Source organism: Microbispora sp. H10949 (genome assembly GCF_014161435.1).
GTDB classification, from domain to species: domain Bacteria; phylum Actinomycetota; class Actinomycetes; order Streptosporangiales; family Streptosporangiaceae; genus Microbispora; species Microbispora triticiradicis.
In genome coordinates this window covers 646,555-668,285 of the sequence record NZ_JABBWZ010000002.1, presented here as the reverse complement: position 1 = coordinate 668,285, position 21,731 = coordinate 646,555, and the positions used below count along the sequence as shown (strand labels likewise).

The 21,731-nt window shown below is 72.7% G+C and carries 14 protein-coding genes, 1 other RNA gene and 1 pseudogene; 5 read left to right on the top strand and 11 right to left on the bottom strand.

Translation table 11 applies throughout. The annotated features are described in order from the left end of the window. Positions 1-63 precede the first annotated feature (63 nt). Both HHX40_RS07170 and HHX40_RS07165 read left to right on the top strand, forming a co-directional pair. Entirely contained in the window at positions 64-1,023 is a 960-nt protein-coding gene (locus HHX40_RS07170) for a LysR family transcriptional regulator (protein WP_182879866.1), read from the top strand. 115 nt (positions 1,024-1,138) lie between these two features. Next, positions 1,139-2,296 carry a S1 family peptidase gene (locus HHX40_RS07165; protein ID WP_111699442.1) on the top strand — a complete coding sequence of 386 codons (1,158 nt, stop codon included), beginning with the start codon at positions 1,139-1,141 and terminating at the stop codon, positions 2,294-2,296. An 8-nt stretch (positions 2,297-2,304) separates the two neighbouring features. Here HHX40_RS07165 and HHX40_RS07160 read toward each other — a convergent pair whose 3' ends face one another. Continuing rightward, positions 2,305-3,066 carry an aspartate/glutamate racemase family protein gene (locus tag HHX40_RS07160; RefSeq protein ID WP_182879865.1) on the bottom strand — a complete coding sequence of 254 codons (762 nt, stop codon included), beginning with the start codon at positions 3,064-3,066 and terminating at the stop codon, positions 2,305-2,307. Further along, complete coding sequence (locus tag HHX40_RS07155; RefSeq protein ID WP_182876156.1) at positions 3,063-4,004, bottom strand: DUF3068 domain-containing protein; 942 nt, start codon at positions 4,002-4,004, stop codon at positions 3,063-3,065. The genes HHX40_RS07160 and HHX40_RS07155 overlap by 4 nt, the downstream gene beginning before the upstream one ends. A 206-nt stretch (positions 4,005-4,210) precedes the next feature. Here HHX40_RS07155 and HHX40_RS36355 point away from each other — a divergent pair, with 206 nt between their 5' ends. Then, positions 4,211-5,446 (top strand): acyltransferase family protein, encoded by a 1,236-nt coding sequence (locus tag HHX40_RS36355; protein WP_259403305.1) that lies wholly within the window; start codon positions 4,211-4,213, stop codon positions 5,444-5,446. Between the two features lie 2,064 nt (positions 5,447-7,510). On the opposite strand, the pseudogene HHX40_RS36350 reads toward HHX40_RS36355, so the two are convergent. The 6 genes and pseudogenes from HHX40_RS36350 to HHX40_RS07130 all read right to left on the bottom strand — a co-directional run. Next, positions 7,511-9,466 (bottom strand): annotated as a pseudogene (locus HHX40_RS36350) (alpha-(1->3)-arabinofuranosyltransferase family protein); the annotation flags it as partial. Positions 9,467-9,585: 119 nt separating this feature from the next. Further along, positions 9,586-10,737 carry a glycosyltransferase family 4 protein gene (locus tag HHX40_RS07145; RefSeq protein WP_182879863.1) on the bottom strand — a complete coding sequence of 384 codons (1,152 nt, stop codon included), beginning with the start codon at positions 10,735-10,737 and terminating at the stop codon, positions 9,586-9,588. Beyond that, positions 10,715-11,542, bottom strand: coding sequence for a glycosyltransferase (locus tag HHX40_RS07140; RefSeq protein WP_182879862.1), 828 nt, complete (start codon positions 11,540-11,542; stop codon positions 10,715-10,717). Before HHX40_RS07140 ends, HHX40_RS07145 begins: the two co-directional genes overlap by 23 nt. 10 nt (positions 11,543-11,552) lie before the next feature. Then, positions 11,553-11,681 (bottom strand): hypothetical protein, encoded by a 129-nt coding sequence (locus tag HHX40_RS36345; protein WP_259402704.1) that lies wholly within the window; start codon positions 11,679-11,681, stop codon positions 11,553-11,555. 11 nt (positions 11,682-11,692) lie between these two features. Then, positions 11,693-13,441: a hypothetical protein gene (locus tag HHX40_RS07135; RefSeq protein ID WP_182879861.1), complete on the bottom strand. Its 1,749-nt coding sequence runs from the start codon at positions 13,439-13,441 to the stop codon at positions 11,693-11,695. A gap of 35 nt (positions 13,442-13,476) precedes the next feature. Then, on the bottom strand, positions 13,477-15,768 hold the full coding sequence (locus tag HHX40_RS07130) for an acyl-CoA dehydrogenase (protein WP_182879860.1): 2,292 nt from the start codon (positions 15,766-15,768) through the stop codon (positions 13,477-13,479). A gap of 136 nt (positions 15,769-15,904) precedes the next feature. Here HHX40_RS07130 and HHX40_RS07125 point away from each other — a divergent pair, with 136 nt between their 5' ends. Beyond that, complete coding sequence (locus tag HHX40_RS07125; protein WP_182879859.1) at positions 15,905-16,984, top strand: S1C family serine protease; 1,080 nt, start codon at positions 15,905-15,907, stop codon at positions 16,982-16,984. Positions 16,985-17,064: 80 nt separating this feature from the next. After that, complete coding sequence (locus HHX40_RS07120) at positions 17,065-18,108, top strand: adenosine deaminase (RefSeq protein ID WP_220498756.1); 1,044 nt, start codon at positions 17,065-17,067, stop codon at positions 18,106-18,108. Here HHX40_RS07120 and HHX40_RS07115 read toward each other — a convergent pair. The 3 genes from HHX40_RS07115 to ssrA form a co-directional block, all read right to left on the bottom strand. After that, positions 18,081-18,671 (bottom strand): GntR family transcriptional regulator, encoded by a 591-nt coding sequence (locus tag HHX40_RS07115; protein WP_310737977.1) that lies wholly within the window; start codon positions 18,669-18,671, stop codon positions 18,081-18,083. The two genes, HHX40_RS07120 and HHX40_RS07115, sit on opposite strands and share 28 nt — an antisense overlap. Before the next feature lie 53 nt (positions 18,672-18,724). Further along, on the bottom strand, positions 18,725-20,845 hold the full coding sequence (locus HHX40_RS35600; RefSeq protein ID WP_220498755.1) for an NACHT domain-containing protein: 2,121 nt from the start codon (positions 20,843-20,845) through the stop codon (positions 18,725-18,727). Between the two features lie 181 nt (positions 20,846-21,026). Beyond that, positions 21,027-21,411, bottom strand: a transfer-messenger RNA (tmRNA) gene (gene ssrA / locus HHX40_RS07110). Positions 21,412-21,731 lie beyond the last annotated feature (320 nt).

Sequence of the window (21,731 nt, the reverse complement as noted above, 5' to 3'; positions counted from 1 at the left end):
TAAAGTCAAATTTCATGACAATGTGGGATTGCGGCCATACCACTGTCGCCGTAGTTTCCCGGTATGGATCTGGAGATCCGCCACCTCAGGATCGTGCACGCGGTAGCCGAAGCCGGGAGCGTCACGAAGGCGGCCACCCGGCTAGGCCTCGCCCAACCATCCCTCACCGCCCAGCTCAAACGCATCGAACGCTCACTCGGAGGGCCGCTGTTCGAACGCGACCGCAACGGCGCCCGCCCCACTCCCCTCGGTGAGATGGTGCTGGCCCGCGCGCGGGTGCTGCTGCCCGCCGTACGCGACCTCCAGGAGGACGCCGTACGGTTCGCCAACACCTCGGTCAAACTGCCCGGCTACCGGCTCGGCGCCACGCACGGCCCCATACTCGGCGGGCTCGTCGAACGGCTGACCGCGGCGCAGCCCGGGATCCCGATCACCACCCGCACCTCCTGGTCGGCCGACGAGCTGACCGGGCTGGCCGCGGCCGGCCGGCTCGACTTCGTGCTCCTCGGCAGGTGCGGCGACAGCCCTCCGCCTCAGGCCGACGCGATGAGCTGGACCACGGTGGGCATGGACCCGGTCTTCGTGCTCCTGGGCGAGGAGCACCCCCTCGCCGGGGAGAAGGAACTGGAGCTGTCCCGCCTCGCCGACGAGCGCTGGGTGGTGGCCCCGGGGGACGGGTGCTTCTCCGACTGCTTCGCCACCGCCTGCGCGCGTGCCGGGTTCGTGCCCGAGTCCATCTACGAGACGGACGTGGGCACCTGCCTGCACCTGGTCGGCGTCGGCAAGGCCGTCGCCCTGTGCCAGGCCACGTTCCAGCTCACGTCCGGACTCGTGATGATGCCGCTGGCGGGGGCTCCGCTGGGCTGGCGGCACCTGCTCGGCTGGCACTCGGGATCGATCGGCGCGCGGGCCGCGCCGGTGGTGGCGGCCCAGGCACGAGCCGCGTACGCTGACGCCGTCAGGCGCAGCTCACGCTACGCGGACTGGCTCGTCACCAATCCTGACTATGGTGCCGTGCCGTGACATCCTTCGCGGAGGAGCTTTCCATAACGCCGTGATAGGGGCGAACTGATAGATCCGCGTGACGCGGATGGTCGGTTACGTTGACGGCACCCCCCGAAGACAAGGAGAGCCCCACATGCTCCGCAGACGCACGGTAACCGCCGCATGCGCCCTGGCCGTCACGGCCCTCGCCACGGTCGCCACCCCGGCCCTGGCCGAGCCGAGCAACTCCTCCGCCTCTTCCATCGGCACTCCGTCGCCCGGCATGATCGAGGCGATGCAGCGCGACCTCGGGCTCAGCGCCGACCAGGCCAACGCCCGCCTGGCCAACGAGGCCAAGGCCATGAACACCGACGCCAAGGTCCGGGCCACGCTCGGCGACGCCTACGCCGGATCCTGGGTCTCCGGCGTCACCTCCGACAGTCTGATCGTCGCCACCACCGACGCCTCGAAGGCGGGCGCCATCCTGTCCGCCGGCGCGCAGCCGACGGTCGTCTCCCGCAACCTGGGCGCCCTCGACGCCACCGCGGCCGCGCTGGACAAGGCCGCCGCCGGCGCGCCCGCCTCCGCCGCCTCCCTCTGGTACGTCGACGTGCGCACCAACAGCGTGGTCGTGCTGGCCTCCGACACCGCCGCGGCCGAGAAGCTCGTCGCGGCCAGCGGCGCCGACAAGTCGGCCGTACGCGTCGAGCGGTCGGGCGAGGCGCCGCAGACCTTCTACGACGTCCGCGGCGGCGACGCCTACTACATCGGCAGCTCGGCCCGCTGCTCGATCGGCTTCTCCGTGCGCAAGGGCAGCACGCCCGGGTTCGTCGACGCCGGGCACTGCGCCACCGCCGGCAGCACCGTGTACGGCTACAACCACGTCCTCATGGGCACCTTCCAGGGCTACTCGTTCCCCGGCAACGACTACTCCTGGGCCGCGGTCAACAGCAACTGGACCGTCAGGCCCTGGGTGAACAACTACAGCGGCGGCAACGTCGTCGTGAAGGGCTCGTCCGTGGCCGCCGTCGGCTCCTCGATCTGCCGGTCCGGCTCGACCACCGGCTGGCACTGCGGCACCGTGCAGCAGCTCAACGCCAGCGTCCGCTACTCGCAGGGCACGGTCAGCGGGCTGACCCGCACCAACGTCTGCGCCGAGCCCGGCGACTCCGGCGGCTCGTTCATCTCCGGCAGCCAGGCCCAGGGCGTGACCTCCGGCGGCTCCGGCAACTGCTCCAGCGGCGGCACCACCTACTTCCAGCCCGTCAACGAGATCCTCTCCGTCTACGGCCTCACCCTGGTCACCGGCTGATCACCAGCTCAGGAAGGCTCCCCCGCCCGACCGGCGGGGAAGCCTTCCCGCGTTCCGCCGCCGCGCCAGACGGGCATCGGCCGCTCGCCGACGGCGACCTCGTAGGCCACGCGGGCCAGCAGACGGGTCGAGTCCAGGGTCGGCAGGGCGGAGACCTCGGGCGTGATCAGCAACGGGATCTCGGTGCAGACGAGGGCGACCGCGTCGCAGCCGCGGGCGGCCAGCCGTTCGATGACCCGGAGGTACTCCCGGCGCGACGCCTCGCTGATCACGCCGTTCACCAGTTCCGTGAAGATGACCTTGTCGACCAGGTCGCGGTCACCGGCGTCCGGCAGTTCGGCGGCGATCCCGCGGGCGGCGAGCGCACGGGGATACAGCGGGCCGTCCATCGTGAACCTGGTGCCCAGGACGCCCACGCGCGTGCGCCCCTCGGCCGCCGCCTGGTCCGCGACGACCTCGGCGATGTGCAGGCCCGGCAGCGGCAGGTCCGGTCCCGGCGCCTCCAGAGCCAGGTGGGCGGTGTTGTCCGGGCAGACGAAGAAGTCGGCGCCGGCCCGCGCGAGCCGATCGGCGCTCCTGGCCAGGGTGGCGCGGACGGTCGCGTGGTCCCCCGCCTCCCAGGCGGGCATGCTGTAGCCGAAGGCGATGTAGTCCAGGGTGATGTCTGGATGCTCGTTGCGGCCGGTCCGGTGGAAGCCCTCCTCGCAGAACGTGAGGAAGCAGAGGGCGGCTCCTCCCGTGCTGTGCGCGAGAACGCCGAGATGCCTCACGACGGCTGCTCCGAATACTCGAACCGCTCCGGCCGCTCGGGCCGCATGAGCCAGCCTCCGACGAGGAGGAACGCGAGACCGACGATCAGCGAGACCAGCGGGATCGTGGTCTTCAGCAGCGCGATCTGGTTCATGTTGTCCCTGGCCGTGCGGACGAGCGAGCCGACCGTCTCCGGGGTGTAGGTCGCGGTGCCGACGAGGGCGGGGGTGCGCTCGACGCCGTCGCCGGTCTTCAGCACCTCGTGGCGCCGCTGCTCCTGCTTCACCGGCAGGCCGGTCTCGGGCTCGACCCAGAAGGTGGTCGTGCCGTCGTACACGCGCTCGGCCTGCTTGTCCCCCTTCCCCTTCATCCCGAGCACGGTGGCGGGCACCTTGAGCGTGTCGGTGACCGTCGGGGGGATCTTCTGCACGAACCGGTAGACCCGCAGCCCGTCCAGCACCTCCTCCCCGGCGAACTCCGCCGGGAAGGCCTGCTTGGCGGCAGGGTTGTAGACCGGGTAGGTCTTCTTCTCGACCCCGAAGGGGAACAGGAAGATCTGCCCCTGCAGCCGCACCGGCGTCTTGTCCACGTTGACCTGGCAGCAGTTGACCCCGGTGCCGTCGTACTTGTTGAAGGCGCTGCGGAACAGGCTGAAGGAGATGCCGCGGCGTTCGTTGGTGACGTCGTTGACGTTGGTGAACTGGTCCCACACGACGTGGTCGCCGGCCGACTCCGCCGTGTCCCCGCGGGTGGTCACGGTGATGGCGAGGTTCCCGGTGAGGACCTTCATGTCGGCGACGCTGAAGTAACGGGCGTTCGGCGCGCTCAGTTCCGTCGTGCTGTCCTGGTCCGCGGGCGCGTGCACGAGCCGGTCCGCCGCCCAGAAGCGGAGCAGCGGAGCCAGCACGACGAAGAACACCCCCAGCGCGAGGAGAACGAGTCCACCGGTCCGTCTCATCAAGTCCTCCGGGATCTCCCCAGTACGGCCTGGAACCTGTTATGCCGAATTTGTCTGGTTGGCCCGCGTATCGTAGTGCGGGCTCGTGACCGCCGCCAGCGACGGCCGCCAAATCGATAAGAACACGTTCTATTTACGGACGTCTGCGGCGCCGGGCCTGAGATACAGTGTGCCGATCGTACGCCTATGTGCCGGAGTGATCAGTTTTGACCGCCACGCAGGTCGACCTCGACACGCCCGCGGGACCGGTCCCCGGCGACGGCGGTCATCTGAACTCCCTCGACGGAATCCGGGCGGTCGCCGCGCTGCTCGTGCTGACGCTGCACGTCGCCTCGGTCACCGGGGAGATGTACGGGGACACGCAGTTCTCCTGGCTCGTCGCCCACGGCGACGTGGGCGTCGCGATCTTCTTCGTGCTCTCCGGCCTGCTTCTCTACCGCCCCTGGGCGGCCGCCCTCCTCGGCTCGGGGCGACGCCCCGACGTACGCGTCTACCTGTGGCGGCGTGCGCTCCGCGTGCTTCCGGCCTACTGGGTGGCCGTGATCGCCGGGCTGGTCGCGTTCCACTCCGCGCGGCTGGGCTCGGTGCGGACGTGGGTCGAATGGCTCGGCCTGCTCTCGATCTACGATCCCGACCCGTGGTGGACCGGGACCGGCCCCGAGGGGCTCTACCAGATGTGGACCCTCCCGGTGGAGGCGACCTTCTACCTGGCGCTCCCGCTGTTCGGCGCGGGGGTCGCGTACCTCGCGACGCGCCGGGACGGTGACGTGGACCGGAGAGGTTCCCGCGCCCTGGTGGCGCTCGCCCTCCTCGGCTCGGTCTCGTTCGCCTACATCGCCCTGACCTTCTGGCCTGCCTGGAAGCCGACGATGGGCATGCACCTGCCGCGCTACCTGCTGTGGTTCTCCCTGGGCATGGCCGTCTCCCTGCTCGCCGCCTGGGCGCAGGCGCGGCCGAGCGGCCGGGTGAGCGTGCTGTGCCGCGCGCTCGGCTCCTCCGCCGGCGCCTGCTGGCTGATCTCCGCGCTGACCTTCGTCGTCGCCAGCACCGAGCTGACCGGCCCCAGGACCCTGAGCGGGGACACGTTCTGGGCCTCGTGCTTCAAAACCGCGCTCTACGGGATCACGGCGGTCTTTCTCGTCGCGCCCCTGGCGCTCTCGGACGGACGGGCGAGCTTCGCCGACCGGGCCCTGGGCAACCCGGTGATGCGCTTCCTCGGCCGTGTCTCCTACAGCCTGTTCCTGTGGCACGTGCTGGTGATCGCCGCTCTCTACCGGCTCGCGGACATGAAGCCCCTAACGGGCGGGTTCTGGCCGGTGCTGCTCGTGGTCGTGCCCGTCTCGGTCCTGGTCGCCGTCCTGAGCCACTTCCTCGTCGAGCAGCCCGCCCGCCGACTCGGTCTTCGGCTCGGCCGCCGCGGGCGCCGCGAGCGCGACCAGTAGCGCCGCGACGACGGGAAGGCAGAGCAGTTGCGCGGCCCGCTGCTGCCAGGAGTCGCCCCACGAGAGGGTCGCCAGCACTCCGGCGGGCACGAGCAGTGACGCCACCGACAGCGACACCACAGGCAGCGACACCGCCGGCAGCGGCGACCGCAGGAGACGGCCGAGCGCCGGTCTTCCCCACAGGGCGGCGAGAACGCAGCCGGTGACCACCGCGAGGCCCGCGGGACCGGCGATCCACCACCCCGCCGCGGCCGCCGCCGCGGGCAGCAGCCGCCGGTCCACGGCCCCCGCCCGGGTCCGTACGGCCCGGGGGACGCGCAGCCGGATCGGACGCGTCGCGAGGCACACCACCAGGAGCAGACCGGCGAGGCCCGCGACCAGCACGACGCGGTAGACCCGGTCGGGCGTGTAGTCGAGCCGGACGACCCCCGACGTGCCCGCGGGGACCCGCCACGCCTGCCGCCAGCCGTCGATCCGCACGGCCGTCAGGGCGCGCCCCGCCACGGTCGCGGTCCAGCCCGGGTTGAAGTTCTCCCCCACCACCAGGTAGGCATCGGCCTCCGCCGCGACGGACACCGTGCGGCGCGAGGCGCCCCAGGACTCGACCGAGACCCTTCCGGAGGGCTTCGAAACGGTGGCGGGTGTTGAGTCCAGTACGGCGGGGTCCAGCACGACGGAGTCCACCCGGAACGGGTCCAGCGGCACGGCCCGGATCCGGTTGGCGCCCGCGGCGACGCGCACCTCGCCGCAGGAGGTGAAGCGCAGCGGGCGCCCGGTCAGCACATCACCGTAGACGCCCTCGACCCGGGTCGCCACCCGCTCGCCGCCGATCGTCAGAGCGGGCCCGAAGCCGCAGTCGAGCGTGAACGGAACCCCGGCGATGTCCGGCAGCGGCCGGACCCCGTCGACCAGCACGTCGGTGACCTGCAGCGGCGGGGCCGCCGGGGAGAACTGGATGCGCAGGCGGTCGGTCTTCACCGGGCGGAACCGCACCTCGCCCTCGTCGTCGAGCCAGCCGCCGCGCACGCTGCCGTCGCCCGCCGTGAGCAGCACCGACGTCCACGGGCGCGCTCCCCTGGGGCGCTGGACGACGATCCGGCCGACCGTCCTGGCCTTCGCCCACCGGATCGACAGCTCCGGATGGCGGTCGTTCTCGCCGCTGATCCAGGTGGTGCGCGCGTCGCCGTCGAAGGCCGACCTGGCCGCCGCCACCGGCTGGTCGACGGCCACACTCGACCCGCTCACCCGCGGAAATTCAGTCAGTCGCGCGTACCGGTCGACGGCGGCGGCGTCCCGCAGCACGGCCCGGCCGGTCAACGTCGGAGAGCCCGCGGCGGGGACGGTGACGGTGTGGTCGAAGGTGTAGCCCTCCTCTCCCTGCCGCTCCGCCGACGGCTGACACAGCCACCGCACCGGCCCGAGCACGCAGGGCGGCTCCTCTCCCGCCGCCCGCGTCATGACGTACGTCGTGGACGTCCCGGCGGTCCGCCCGGACACGTCGGGCGACCGGTACGTCCGGCCGGGGGCGAGGCCGGGAACGGTGATCTCCGCGATGCCGACCGAGCTGCCGAAGGGGGTGCCGGACGCGTCCTCCGGCTGGTCGGCCAGCCGCAGGACGCGTAGCCGCAGCCAGGACGACGGCCCGCCGGGCACCCGCAGGCTCTGGGCGTCACCGGTCCCCGACACATCCGTGAGGTCCTGCTCGACGCGGCCGGCCGCGGTCTCCACGGCGACCCGGACGGGCGGCGGCCCGAGGACCGGATCGGCGACGAACCGCACCCCGATCCGGGTGAGCCGCAGCGGCCGCTCGAAGTCGATCCTGATCCACTGGCCGAGCGGCCCGTCCGTGCCGCCCGACCGCCACATCGTCCAGGGGTTCCCGTCGAGTGCGGCGTACGGGAGACGGCCGGGCGACTGCGGCATGGCGATCGTTCCCGGGTCGGAGGCCGACGAGGAGGCCGACACTCCCGCTATGCCGGTGTAGGCGGCGGTGGCGGAGAACGGCGCCCAGCCCGGCTCCAGGTAGTCGTCCACGACCCCGGTCCTCGGCGGCGACTCCCCGTCGGCGAGCGTCGGCGAGACGCCCCTCCGGATGGTGCCGAAGTGCCGCTGCCTGCGGCGCAGCGAGTCGGTGACGACGGCCTCACGGGCGTCGCCGGGGTCCGCGTTCAACACGGTGGGCCGCCCGCTCAGCAGGCCGTGGTCGGCCAGGTCGAGCAACCCCTCCGGAGCGCCGTACACGCGCATCAGGTCACCGGCCGGGAGCAGCGAGACGACGCCGGCGGCGCCGCCGACCTCGTACACCTCCAGCGCGGGGTAGGCCGGGTCCTGGCCCAGCACGGCGTCGTCCATGTCCCAGCTCGACCCGACGTCGGGACCGAACGAGGCGACCCTGGAGATGCCGCCGGTGTCGGCGAGCGCCTGGTGCACGCGGGCGGGAAGGGTGCCCTCCATGGCGCGGCGGTCCAGGTCGTTGCGCACCAGGAGGAACCGGACGCCGAGGCGGGCCAGCACCTCGCGCAGGCCCGGAGACCCGCGCCCGGCGGCCACCTGCCGGTCCACCGCGTCGAGCACCCTCGTGAGCCCGGTCGAGCCCGCCGCCCCGATCTGCCGCTCGGCCCAGCGCACTGTGAACAGCTGCTGCATGGGCTCGTCGAGCGGCCGTCCCCAGGTGTACTCCCCGAACGCGGACCCGGGCAGCGCCAGCACCGCCTGGTCGCCGGCCCGGCCGTTCAGCCATCGGGCGGCCTCGTGCCAGTAGCCGGGGATCTCCCGGAACGTCCCCGGCCCGGCCAGCCCGAGCTGGAGGACGGGCAGCGTGATCCCCGCCAGCGCGGCCACCACTCCGGCCATGAGGAGCCGCGCCCTGAACTGTTCCCTGAATTCGGGACGCCGTACGGCGGCGAGCGCGTGGGCGACGCCGAGGGCGAGCGGCAGACGCACCACGGGGTCGAACTTGCGCAGGTTCCGCAGCGGCGCGAGGGGACCGTCGATCAGCTCGCGGACCGCCGGGGCGAGCGGCGACTCCAGCGCGCCCAGGTGACCCGCCGACATGACGAGCAGGCCCGCGAGCAGCGTCAGCGTCAGGAACAGCCGGTGCGGGACGTCGGCCCGCAGCACGCCGGCCAGCCCGATCGCGGCCAGCAGGCACGTCGCCACGGCCGCCCAGGTCGCGTGCGTGAGCTCGAAGCCGACCGGCATTCCCGGGCCCGCACCGCCCGTGATCGAGGCCACCCAGTCCGCGGTGCCGCGCAGGATGTTCGGCAGCGAGGTCACCTGGGTGGTCGTCGCCGCGCTCTCGGTGTAGGGCAGGAACGAGAACGCGTACCTGCCCATGAGCAGCAGCGGGACGGTCCACCACAGGGTCGCCGCGGCCACCCCCGCCAGCCACCAGGCCAGCAGCCGCACCCGCCGGACCTTCCGGTCGCGGGTGGCGACGAACAGCACCGGGACGACGAGGACCGCGCCCACCGCGACCGCGTTGACCCCGCCGCACAACGCCACCGCGAACGCCGAGCGGGCCGCGCAGACCACCCGGTTGCCGCCCCGCGCGGCGGTGACCAGAGGCAGCAGGATCCAGGGCAGCAGCGCCATCGGCTGCACCTCGGCCGACAGGACCCCGAGGTCGGACACCGCGCGGGGCGCCAGCGCGAAGGCGAGCGCGGCGACGAGGCGGGTCTCCGGCGTCCCGATCCCGAGCCGGGCCGCGAGCCGGTTCATCCCGGTGAGGGCCGTCACGGCGAGCAACGCCATCCACAGCCGCTGGACCACCCACCCGTCGAGCTCGAGCAGCTTCCCGCCCAGGAAGAACTGGCCCATCGGGAAGAGATAGCCGGAGACCTGGTTCTGCAACTGGCCGAACTGCGCCGGGTCCCACAGGCCGAGCGCCCGCCCGAGGAACGCCGCGGGCGCGACCGTCAGGTCGATCTTCGTATCTGCCAGCAGCTCACCGGGCCTGGTGCGGAACACGAGCGCGACGAGCAGGAGCGAGGCGGCCAGCAGACGCAGCCGGTTCCGCATCCGGGCGGCGCTCATGGGGCTGTCCGGGGGGCCGTCCGGAGGGCTGCTCGGGGGGCTGCTCGGGGGGCTGTCCGGGGGGCTGTCCGGGGGGCTGCTCGGGTGGCTGCTCGGGTGGCTGCTCATCGGCCCTTCCGTGGCGCGTCCGGCAGGAGCCCGGCGAACATCGCGGCGCTGCGGTCCCAGGTGAACCCGGCCGCCCAGGCGCGGCACTCCCGCGCGACGTCGGCCGCCCGCGCGGGGTCGGACAGCAGCGCGAGCGCCTCCGACGTCACCTTCGCCAGCGACCGGCCCTCTCCCGCCAGCCAGCCCGTACGCCCGTCGCGTACGGCGTCGCGCAGGCCGTCGACGTCGAAGGCGACCGTCGGCACGCCGAGCGCCGCCGCCTCCAGCACGCTCAGCCCCCAGCCCTCGCCCTGGGACGCGGACAGATGCGCCCAGGCCCGGCCGACCAGCCGCTCCTTCTCCTCCTCCGGGACGTGCCCGTGCAGCCGTACGACGTGGGTGAGCCCGCGCTCGGCCACCAGGGCGGTGAGGCGCCCGAGTTCGGGACCCCGGCCGACCAGGTCGACGGTGAGATCCGGCCACTCCGCGCGCAGCGTCTCGGCGAGGCCGACGACGAGCTCCATCCGCTTGTGGGGCACCATCCTCCCCACGCAGACGAGGGAGGGCCACTCGGTCCGTTCGTGGCGGGCCTGCCGGGGCGGGTGCCCGCCGTTGGGCACGACGGTGATCGGCCCCGTCCAGGCGAGCCTGCGCCGCATGGCCTCGACGGTGGACGGGGAGACCGCCACGCAGAGGTGCCGCCGGTAGACCCGGCGGGCCGCCGGGCCTTCGAGGAACCGTCCCAGCCGGGCGAGCCAGCCGGGGAAGTGCACGCCGAACTGCGCGTCGTGGACGTGGTGCACGACGCACAGCACCCGCACCGACCGCGGCACGAACAGCGGGGTGAAGAACGGGATCCCGTTCTGGCAGTCGATCACCACGTCGAACTCGCGGCGGTGACGCCACAGCCACGCCGCCGCGCGGGCGTACACGGTGTAGGTGCCGCCACCGCGGACGATCCTGATCCCCGCCACGCTCTCGGCGGCCGCCTGCCCGGGGCCGCGCGCGGTGCGGAACGTGAGGTCCGCCCCCCGCTCCGCGAGCCGCCTGCCGATCTCCCAGGCGTACGCCTCGGCGCCCCCAGCCCGCTCGTGCCAGGGATCGCGCCAGTTGACGAGGGCGACACGCAGGCCGGCGCGGCAGGGGTCAGGCGGTGACGGAGGAAGCATGATCGGATGACGCGTGATCGGAGGCTGTGTGATCAAAGGACAGGGAGAGACGGGGGCGGGCCGCGCGGCCGCCGGGCCGCGTCCTGACCCAGATGACCGCGATCTGCAGGAAGACCCCCCAGCTGTGCCGCCAGCACGAGAACGTCGAGCCGCCGACGTCCCTCCAGGCCACCGGGATCTCCCGGACGCCGGCCCCGAGCAGGTGCACGTGGGCCAGCAGTTCAACGTCGAAGGCGAATCCGGTCGTGCGCAGCCGCCGGGCGGCCCGGCGGCCGAGGTCGCCGTGGAAGAACTTGAACCCGCACTGGGTGTCCCCGATGGGGCCGGTGACCCGGCGGGCCAGAGCCCGGAAGACCCAGGCGCCCAGCCTGCGCACCCGGCTGTGCCGCGCCTCGACGACCGAGCCCGGCGCGGCGCGGGAGCCGATGACCGCGGGCTGCCCGGCGCCGAGCAGCCGGACCACCGTGTCGAGGGCGGCGAGGTCGGTGGCCATGTCCACGTCGCAGAACCCGATGAGAGGTGCGGTGGTGGCGAGCAGCCCGGCCCGGACCGCCGCGCCCTTGCCGCGCGTCTCACAGCGGATCAGCCGGATCGGCGTCGTACGCGGGGGCAGTGCGCGCACGACGTCCGGCGTCGCGTCGGTGCTGGCGTTGTCCACGACGACGATCCGCGCGGGGTACGGCAGCGCGGCGAGTCTCTCGCACAGCTCCGTCAGTCCCCTGGCGATCCGCGCCTCCTCGTTGCGGGCGGGGACCACGATCTCCAGCAGGGGACGGGCCTCCTGCCGAGGCTGGGAAGCGGGCACGGCGGGGCGGTCAGCGGCTGCCGTAGTTGTACAGGGGTTTGTTCACCGGGCTCGGAGCCGTGTCGGCCACGTTGACCAGGCCCACCGTGGCACCCACGGCGAGCAGACCGCCGACGGCCACCGCCAGAAGCACGCGCATGGAAGGGCTCCTCACTCGACCGTTTCACCGACGTCTGACGATCGACGCCTGACGACACTAGAACCAGATTCTCTTACCATAAGGTAGATATACGAAAAAGAGACAAACCAGCCCAGGATAACGACGAAGGCCGGCGGGCCCGTATCCGGCGCCTGCTCAGGGGCGTCGACTGCGTACAGCGCGGCGTATCTGCCGGTGTAGACGGGCCGGGCGCCCCGGAGCCGCGAGTGGAACTCGTTCCAGTTCGATCGGTCGCCGTCGAGCACGACGAAGCGGAATCCGGCCCGCCGCAACCCCTCGGTCAGCGGAGCCCCCGAGCGCACCAGCGGCGTCAGCGCCTGGGCACGCGGGTCCTCGGCGCCGACCACCCCGCCTCCCGCGCCGTCTCTCCTTCCGTCCCCCACCCGCACCATGTCGTTCCACACCACCCGCCGGGTCAGATATCGGGGCAGCGGGTCGAGCACCGAGCGCCGCGCGTTCCAGTCGTAGGCGCGGTACGCCTCCCACGGCAGCAGCAGCACGTCCCCCGGGACGGGGTCGGCGGCGACCCGGGCACGCACCTCGTCGAAATCCCGCGGGTACGGCACCGCCGCGAGCCTGCCCAGACCACCCAAAGCCAGCGTGGGGAGCAGCAGCAGCGGCGCTCCCGCCGCCACCACACTCGTCGCCACACCTGCCACCGAACTCACCGGTGTCCCACGTAAGCGGGCCGCGACCGCCCCGAGGCCGAGCGCCTGCGCCAGCGCGAGCGGAGCCACGTACTGCTGGGCGTCCCGGAGAACGGCGAACCCCGCCCAGTGCGTCACCAGCACGCGCAGGGCCGCCCGCCCCGCCTCGGTGACGCCCAGCGCGGCCACTGCGAACCCCGCCACCGCCGCCACCGCCAGACCCGGCCGCGCCGGAACCCCTCTCCCCAGGGCGAAACCGGTCAGCGTCACGACGACCGCCGCCAGGCGCAGGATCTGCGGCAGCGTCGCGCCGTACCCCGGCGGCACGGCCTCGGCGTTCCAGATCCCGGACAGCACGAGGAGGCTGCCGAGCGCCCCGAACGGCGTGTCCGCGCGGGCCGCGAACGCGTCGACGCCCGCCGGGTCGCCGGGCACCCCTCCCGGCCGCACCAGGCTCGGCACCAGCCAGGGCAGGCTCAGCACGACCCACGACACCGCGAACACGCGCAGTGGTCTCCAGGGTGTTCCGTTGCGGGCCCTGTCACGCGCGTAGGCCGCCACGGGCGCGGCGGTCACGAGCGTGACGATCATCGCCATGAAGCCGCCGGCCGCCGCCGGCAGCAGCGCCACCACGATCGCCCGCCGCCCTCCGCCGGACACGGCGCGTACGACCCAGGGCAGCCCCGCGTACCCCAGCAGCAGCGCCCAGTGCCCGAGCAGCAGCCGTTCGGCGACGAAGGGGTTCCAGGTGTAGAACACGGCGGCGGCCACCCGCGCGGTGGGCGGCCACCGCTCGGTCAGGGCCGCCATGCCGCAGCAGGCCAGCACGAAGATCCCCAGCAGGACGGCCTTCTGGACCAGCGCTCCGGGCAGGACGAGGCCGAGCGCCGCGACCAGCGCGTCGCTGGGGACGGCGCGGGGCAGCGTGCCGGACAGCCCGAAGGCCGCCGCGCCGAACCCCGGCTCCGGGACGAACACGAGGTCGTAGGCCAGCGTGAACCCGGGCCCGAGCGCCGGGCCGAGAGCGAGCACGCCGACCAGCAACCCGCCCCAGATCGGCCAGCGGCGTCCGGCCGCGTCCCAGAAAGACATGTCTCCCAGTTCCAGTAGCGGCCGGACGACGGGGACTACTTGCCCGGCTCGGGGTCGCGGGGCAGGCCCAGCAGGCGCTCGGCGATGATGTTCAGCTGCACCTCGGTCGTGCCACCGTAGATCGTCATCGCGCGGGTGGCGAGCACGGCCCGGTTCCAGTAGCCGGCGTCGCCGAGCCTCCAGTCGGCGGCGGTGACGGCGGCCGGGCCGATCAGCGACACCGCCGCCTCCGACACGTGCTGGGCGTGCGCGGTGGACAGCAGCTTGCGCACCGAGGCGTCGGCGCCCGGCTCGTCGCCCGCGAGCTGCCTGAGGGTCACCCGCAACGACAACGCGTTGATGGAGTGCGCCTCGCAGACGACCCCGGCGAGGTCCTGCCGTTCGGCGGGGGTGAGCTCGCGGCCGAGCCGGCCCGCCAGGCCGAGCAGGTCGGGCACCGACGCCCCGGTGCCGCCCGAGCCGGACGACAGGCTGACCCGCTCGTTCGACAACGTGTTCCGGGCCACCCGCCAGCCGTCGTTCACCTCTCCGACGACCATCTCGTCCGGCACGAAGACGTCGTCGAGGAACACCTCGTTGAACAGGTTCTCCCCGGTCATCTCGGTCAGCGGCCGTACGGTGACTCCGGGCGCCTTCATGTCCACCAGGAAGTAGGTGATGCCGTCGTGCTTGGGCCTGGAGGTGTCGGACCTCGCGATGCAGATGGCCCACTCGGCGACGTGCGCGACCGAGGTCCAGATCTTCTGGCCGGTGAGCCGCCAGCCACCCTCGGCCCGCTCCGCCTTCATCTGCAGCGAGGCGAGGTCGGACCCCGCCTCGGGCTCGGAGAACAGCTGGCACCAGACCAGCTCACCGCTCAGTGTGGCGGGCAGGAAGCGCTCCTGCTGCTCCGGCGTGCCGTACGTGACCAGCGACGGCACCACCCACGCACCGATGATCATCTGGGGTGGCCTGATCCCGGCCGCCCTGACCTCCTGGTGGATGAGCACCTGCTCCAGCGGTGAGGCCGCGCGGCCCCAGGGGCGGGGCAGGTGCGGCATGACGAACCCGGCCCTCGCGAGGGCCCGCCTCTGCTCGGCGCCCTCCAGGGCGGCGATCCCGGCCAGTTCCGCCCGGATCGCCTCGCGCAACGGCCGCGACTCCTCGGGCAGGTCGATCTCCATCTCCCGGGTGACGCCCTTCAGCGCCAGCGCGGCCACCCGATCGGACCATTCGGAGGACGCGCCGAGCAGCGCGCGGATCGTCAGCGCGCGACGGTAGTACAGGTGCGCGTCGTGCTCGAAGGTGTAGCCGATGCCCCCGAAGATCTGGATCGCGTCCCTGGCGCACTGCACGGCGGCGTCGGGCGCCATGACCGCGGCGATCGCGGCGGCGTAGTCGCGCTCCGCGCCCTCGGCCCGGGTGGCGTCCCAGACCGTGGCGCGGGCCTGCTCCAACGCCACCAGCATGCGGGAGATCTTGTGCTTGACGCCCTGGAACTGGCCGATCGGCCGGCCGAACTGCACCCGCACCTTGGCGTAGTCGGCCGCGGCGGCGACGCACCAGGCGGCCACCCCCGCCGCGTCCGCGCCGAGGACGATCGCGGCCGCCGTGAGCACCTCGTTCCTGGTCAGACCGGTCAGCACACGCTCGGCGGGCACCTCGAGCCCGGACACCTCGACCATGGCCACGCCGCGGGTGAGGTCGAGCGGCCGGACCACTGTGATCTTCGCCTGGGCGGCGTCGATCGCCACCCACTCCTCCCCGGTGTTCGTGGTCACCGGGAGCACCAGCACGTCGGCCACCCCCGCGCCGAGGACGTGCGCGGCGGTTCCGCTGATCGTGAGCCCGCCCCCCTCGCTCTCACCGGTCGCCTCACCGGTGATCTCTCCGGTGATCTCGCTGTCGAGGGCCAGCGCGCCGGTCAGCGACCCGTCGGCGAGCCCGGGCAGCACATCCGCCCGCGCCTTTGCCTCGGAGGCGAGGATCGCGGCGCCGGCGAGGATGGTCGGCACCATCGGGCCAGGCGTCATCCGCTCCGACAGCGCCTCGATCGCCACCGCCGCCTCCAGCAGGCCGTAGCCGGAGCCGCCGTACTCCTCGGGCAGGTGCAGCCCGAGCAGCCCCTGGCCGGCGAGGGCGGGCCAGAAGGCGGGACGCTCCTCCGCTCCCGGCTCGGCGCCCGGCTCCGCGCCCTGCTGGGCTCCAGGCCGAACTCCAGGCCGGGCTCCCGGCTGGGCGAGGACGCCGACCACGTTCCGTACGACGTCGGCGGGCACGGCCCGCTCGGCCCATCCGGTCACCGACTCGCGGAGCGCCTCATGCTCCTCGTTCAGCCCGATCGCCATGTGATCCTCCAGCTTCGACTCCGCGTAGAACCATATTCTAGAGGAATATTCGCCAACGGGTCCGGGGCCGGTCATGACCCGCCCGCACGGCGGCGCGCCGCCTTGCGGCCACGATCACCGCAGGTAGACAGGGGCTATGCAGCTCTCACGGAAGGTCCTCCGTACGGCCGCCGGCACGGCCGTGGCGGCGCTGGTCGTCGGAGGGTGCGCGCCGCGGACCCCCGGCGTCGAGACCACCCCGCCCCCGGCGGGGACGGCGCCGAGCACCCCACTCGCGCCCACGCGGGCGGTGGAGCTCGAGTCGGCCTACGAGCAGGTCATCAAGAAGGTCCTTCCGTCGACCGTGCAGATCACCACCGGGCAGGCGCTGGGCTCCGGCATCGTCTACGACACGGAGGGACACATCCTGACGAACGCCCACGTCGTGGGTAACGCCACGGAGTTCCGGGTGACGCTGGCGACCGGCGGCAAGTCCAGAAAGGCCCGGCTCGTGAGCAGCTATCCGGCGGGCGACCTCGCGATGATCCGCGTGGAGGACGCCCACGGGCTGACACCCGCGACGTTCGGCCGCTCCGCGAACCTCAAGGTCGGGCAGATCGTGCTGGCCATGGGCAACCCCCTCGGCTTCTCCGGCAGCGTGACCGACGGCATCGTGTCGGCACTCGGCCGCACCGTGACAGGCGAACGGCACGCCGGCGGCGGAGCCGCGACCATCACCAACGCCGTGCAGACCTCCGCGCCCATCAACCCCGGCAACAGCGGTGGCGCCCTGGTCGACCTGTCCGGGCAGGTCATCGGCATCCCCACGCTGGCCGCCGTCGACCCTCAGCAGGGCACCGCGCCCGGCCTCGGCTTCGCGATCCCGAGCGACACCGCGACCGACGTCGCCCGCCAGATCATCAGGTACGGCCGGGTCGTCAACACCCGCCGGGCCGCCCTCGGCGTACGGGTCGGCACCGCGGTCGACGCGAACGGCGACCCGATCGGCGTGGTGGTCGGCTCGGTGACCCCAGGAGGCGGCGCGGAGAAGGCGGGCATCCGCCCCGGCGACGTGATCGTGCGGGTCAACGGCACCGCGACCCCCACCGCCACCGCGCTGTCGCAGATCATGGCCACGCTCCGGCCGGGAGACAGCACGCGGGTCGAGATCCTGCACCCGGACGGCACCAGAAGCACGGTCTCGGCCGTGCTCAGCGAACTGCCCGCGGGGCAGTAAGCCGCAATCCTGACAAAGTGGTGTGAGATACCGGAAAATCCCTTGGAGCGAGCCTCCACGCGGTTGTTACGGTCGGGGGCGTGATCTCCCCCGAACTGACCCGGTTCATCGCCGGGCTGCCCAAGGCAGAGCTGCACGTTCACCACGTCGGCGCGGCGTCACCCCACATCGTGGCCGACCTCGCGGCGCGCTACGAAGGCTCGACGCCCGTGCCCGCCGATCCCGCCCTGGTCGAGAAGTTCTACGACTTCCGCGACTTCGCTCATTTCCTCCAGGTCTATCTGCAGGTCGCGGACCTCATCAGGAAGCCCGAGGACCTGTGGACGCTCATCCACGGCGTCGGCGGCGACCTGGCCGCCCAGCGGGTGCGATATGCCGAGCTCACGATCACCCCGTATCCCCATCTGGCCCGCGGCTTCGCACCCGAGGAGTTCTGCGAGGTGATCGAGGACGCCAGACGCCGGGCCGAGACGGACTTCGGCACCGTGCTGCGCTGGTGCTTCGACATTCCCGGCGACTTCGGGATCCCGGCCGCCGACCAGACGCTCTCCCTCGCACTGGACCAGCGGCCGGACGGGCTGGTGAGCTTCGGGCTCGGCGGTGGGGAGAACGGCGTGCCCAGGGCGCTGTTCGCACCGCACTTCGCCGCGGCCCGCGCCGCCGGGCTCCATTCGGTGCCGCACGCCGGTGAGGTCACCGACGCACAGTGCGTCTGGGACGCCGTACGGGATCTCGGTGCGGAGCGGATCGAGCACGGCATCCACAGCGTGCAGGACCCGGCGCTGCTGGAGCACCTGGCCGAGCACCAGATCACGCTGGACGTCTGCCTCACCTCCAACGTCCGGACGGGGGCCGTACCGGACCTGGCGCGGCACCCGCTGCCCGCGCTGGTCGCGGCCGGGGTGCCGGTCACGGTCAACACCGACGACCCGCCCATGTTCGGCACCGATCTCAACCAGGAGTACGCCGTCGCGGCGGAACTGCTCTCGCTGGACGCCGACGGGGTGGCCGACCTGGCGCGCACAGCCGTCCGGGCGTCCTTCCTCGACGACGTAGGCAAGCACGCCCTGCTCAGGGACATCGACGCCTACGTCGCTCAGAACTCGTCGGCGCCGCTCACCTGAGTGATCTCGAAGATGTGTCGCGAGGCCGCGCAGACGGTCTCCAGCACGTGGATCGGGAGATCGTCGGCCGAGTAGGCGGCGCGCACGATCCGGACCACCCATTCACCGGGGCCGAGATCGAGCGTGACCGCCTCCTCCCCTTCCGCGGGCCGGGCGATCAGATGCTCCTCCGCCCGGCCGAAGCGGTGTCCCAGGCCCTCGATCGCCGCCTGAAGGCTGGGGCGCAGGAAGCCGGGCTCCACCAGTGGCGTCCCCTCGAACAGGTCGAGCCGCAGGAAACTGGTGGCCACCCGCACCGGCACCTCGTCGGCGAGCAGCAGCTTGCGCCGGGCCAGCACCGGCGTCCCGGGCTCGACCCGCAGGCCCGCCGCCACATGCGCCGGCGCGGGCTCCGGCCCGACGTACAGCATCGTGCGGCCGGCCCGCACCCCCTGCCGCTCGGCCTCGGTCAGGAACAGCGAGGCCGAGGCCCGTACGGCGGGCTGCGACGGCAGTGACCTGCGCACCACCACCCGCGGCTCCCCCGCACGCTCCGCGCCCGGCTCTGCCAACCGCTCCCCCACCTGCTTCCCCTCCTGGCTCCTGACGTGGGACTCCTCCCACGCACGCCACGACTCTAGGCCCCTCCGCGCGGCCGCGCGGGCACCCGGGTGCCGGCGGCGAGGTGGTCCTGCAGGTCGGCGTGGCGGAACTGGTAGACCGGGCCGACCACCCGCAGCAGCCCCAGCCGGTGCGCGTCGTCCAGGAAGTCCATCAGGTCTTTCGGGCACTTCCCCTGTTCGGCCAGGTGCCGGGTAGTGATCAGGTAGGCGGGCCACGCGCTGTGGCGGAGCATGGTGAGCCCGAGCCCGAGCGCCAGGAAGGCTCCGGACAGGACGCCGAGCCTGAGCCCGAACCAGGGTCCGTTCGCCAGCCCGCTCACCAGGCCGGTGACCACCCCGCCCCCGACTCCCGGCACCGCGGCGCACAGGACGGCGAGAGTACGGCTCGCCCGCCAGGCGTGGTACGGCGTGGTCGCCGCCGTGAGAGGGGTGGGCTGCTGCATCCACTGGATGAGCACGAGGCCCGGGCCGAGCGCGAGGCCCGCCCAGATCCCGGCCTGCAACGCGAGTCCGGGCTGCGTCTCCGCCACGAGCGCCGCGCCGGTGACGCTGACCATCCCGATCAGGATCCTGAGCAGGAGCACGATCGTGATCTGCCGGGCCAGATCCCGCACCCTGCCGCGGAACTCTACGCTGACGTGACCGGGTGTCCCGGTGAATCCGCGCAGGGTGGTGGTCATCACCCCCAGTCCCGCGCTGAAGCCCACCGGAAGGGTGACCAGCGGATGGAGCCGGCCCGCGTACGCGGCGACCATGCCGAAGACCACGCCGACGACCAGGCAGGTGGTGGTGGCCGCCCGCCTGCGCTCGTCGGCGTCGAGCACCAGCCCGCCCAGCCGCCACCAGGCCAGGTCGCGGGTGCCGTTCTTGCCGAGCACACGGGCCAGGTAGCTCAGGTGGCGGCGCATCTGGCCGGCGTCCCACACATGCCTCGGCGTCAGTTCGGGCGGCCCGGCGCGGCCGGTCGGCGACGCACCGGGCGAACGCGCGGCGAGAAGCACCGGGATCAGGCCGTCCCACAGATGGCCCCGCAGTTCGTCGGGATCCTGCCCCAGCCGCCCGGTCAGCGGGGCCGGATCGGCCTGGGGGTCGATGTAGACGGCGCGCAGGAGCCACAGACCGAGAGGGGCTGCCGTCAGTTGCGACAACCCCTTCAGCTCTCCGGTACGCAGGCCGTCCAGGACGTTCTCCCAGACCGGGCCGGGCGCCGGCGGCAGGCAGGTGCGCAGGTACCCTTCGGCGTCGGCCGGGGTGAGCGGCGCCGGCGCGATGACGGCCGCGGACGGCAACGGCTGCTTCGCGTCCTCGACGGCCTCGGCCAGTTCCTCCGTACGGCTGGTGAGGATGTACGACTCGGCCGCGTCCAGTGAGGCGTTGAGCGCCCTGACGATCGCGGCCCGGTGCGGGCGGGGCAACTCGTCCAGGCCGTCCATGACGGGCAGGATGTGGCCGCCCCTGACGAGTTCGAGGGCGACCCCGGAGCCGAACTCCGCCGAGCCCAGGGCCTCGTAGTCGCGCTCCAGGCTCCTGGTCAGCCAGGAGTGCAGGTCCTCGGCCGCGGGATCCCAGCTCGACAGCGAGAGCAGCACCGGCACGGGGTCGGCCGGGTCGCGCCCCTTCCCCGTCAGTTCCAGCAGGAGCTGGATGGCCAGGGTGGTCTTGCCGGCGCCGGGACCGCCGGTGATGACCAGACGACGCCGCCGGAGCTTCAGGAAGTCATCGGCCAGTTCCGCGACCGCGTTGCCGACGCCTTCGAGGCTTCCCTCGCCGATCAGGTGCCGGTGGTGCAGCAGGCCGGTGTCGTCGGTGAGCCGCCAGACCACCGGAATCGGGTCGGGCTCCAGTCCGCGGATCATCGATTCGGCCCGCCACGCGTTGCGCACCAGGGCGACGAGGGTGTCCTTGGCCGCGGACACCTGATCGGGACGGGCCGCACGGGGCGCGGCCCGGTTCCGCGCCCATCCCAGCACCGCCACCCCCGAGGTCACGGCGGCCAGCGCGACCGCCACCGCGTCGGCGACGTTCGGCGACTCCTTCGAGGACACGGCCCTGACCACGACGACGACGGCCGCGCCCAGGGCGGCCACGCTGAGCGCGGCGGCCGGGAGCACGATCCACGATCTGCGCCGGTTCACCCGCACATGATGGCGATCCCCTGGTGGACGGATCCGCCGATCGGCACTAACCGTTACCATCCGGATACTCCGGGCGGCAATTCGGCTGCCCGAAACACGGCCGGCCATCGCAGAAGACGCCCGGACAACGCGAAGGCCCACGGGAGCGAGCATCCGCTCGCGGCCGTGGGCCCTCGTGTCCGGGTGGAGGTGGCGGGAATCGAACCCGCGTCCTTCAACACCAAGACAGGACTTCTCCGGGTGCAGCCTGTTGTGCTTTTCTCAGCCCCGGCGATCACACAGGCGAGTCGCCGACGGGCTCAGTCACTGTTTGTTTTCCCGTACGGCCCCGTGACCGGGTCGGACGGTTGAGCCTCCTAGCGATGTCAGTTCCGGGCCGGAGGCACTCCCGGGCTGACAGAGGTTTTTCGCTGCTTAGGCGGCGAGAGCCAGGGAAGCCTGGCTCACCTCAGTGCTCTTCTTATTGGCACTTAATTGTCGCGGTCACAGTGTTGACGGGGTTATGTCCGCAGTCCCCGACCCGCTTCTCCTGACTTGCAATGCCGAAGTCGAAACCGGTCACCCCCTGGTCGTACAGCTGGACGGTCGTCCAGCCGCCTGGTTGTCGTGCCGGACCCGAGGGCCCGGCGCCACAAGCTTACTCATGACAACAGCCGCGACGCGACTTCGATTCCTCCCGCCGGAACCCGCCGCGCATCACCGGGACCCACCGGGACGCCGAGGCCCCCGGGGCGCGGCGTGACGCGGCGCCCCGGGGGCCGACCGGCAGGGTCGAGCCGGTCCGGATGGCAGGGCTCCCCCCGAGATGGAGCCCTGTCCTCATCACGACGACTGGGCCCGCAACCCCCCGAGCGGGTCCCAGTCACCTTGAAAGACGCCGGTCAGG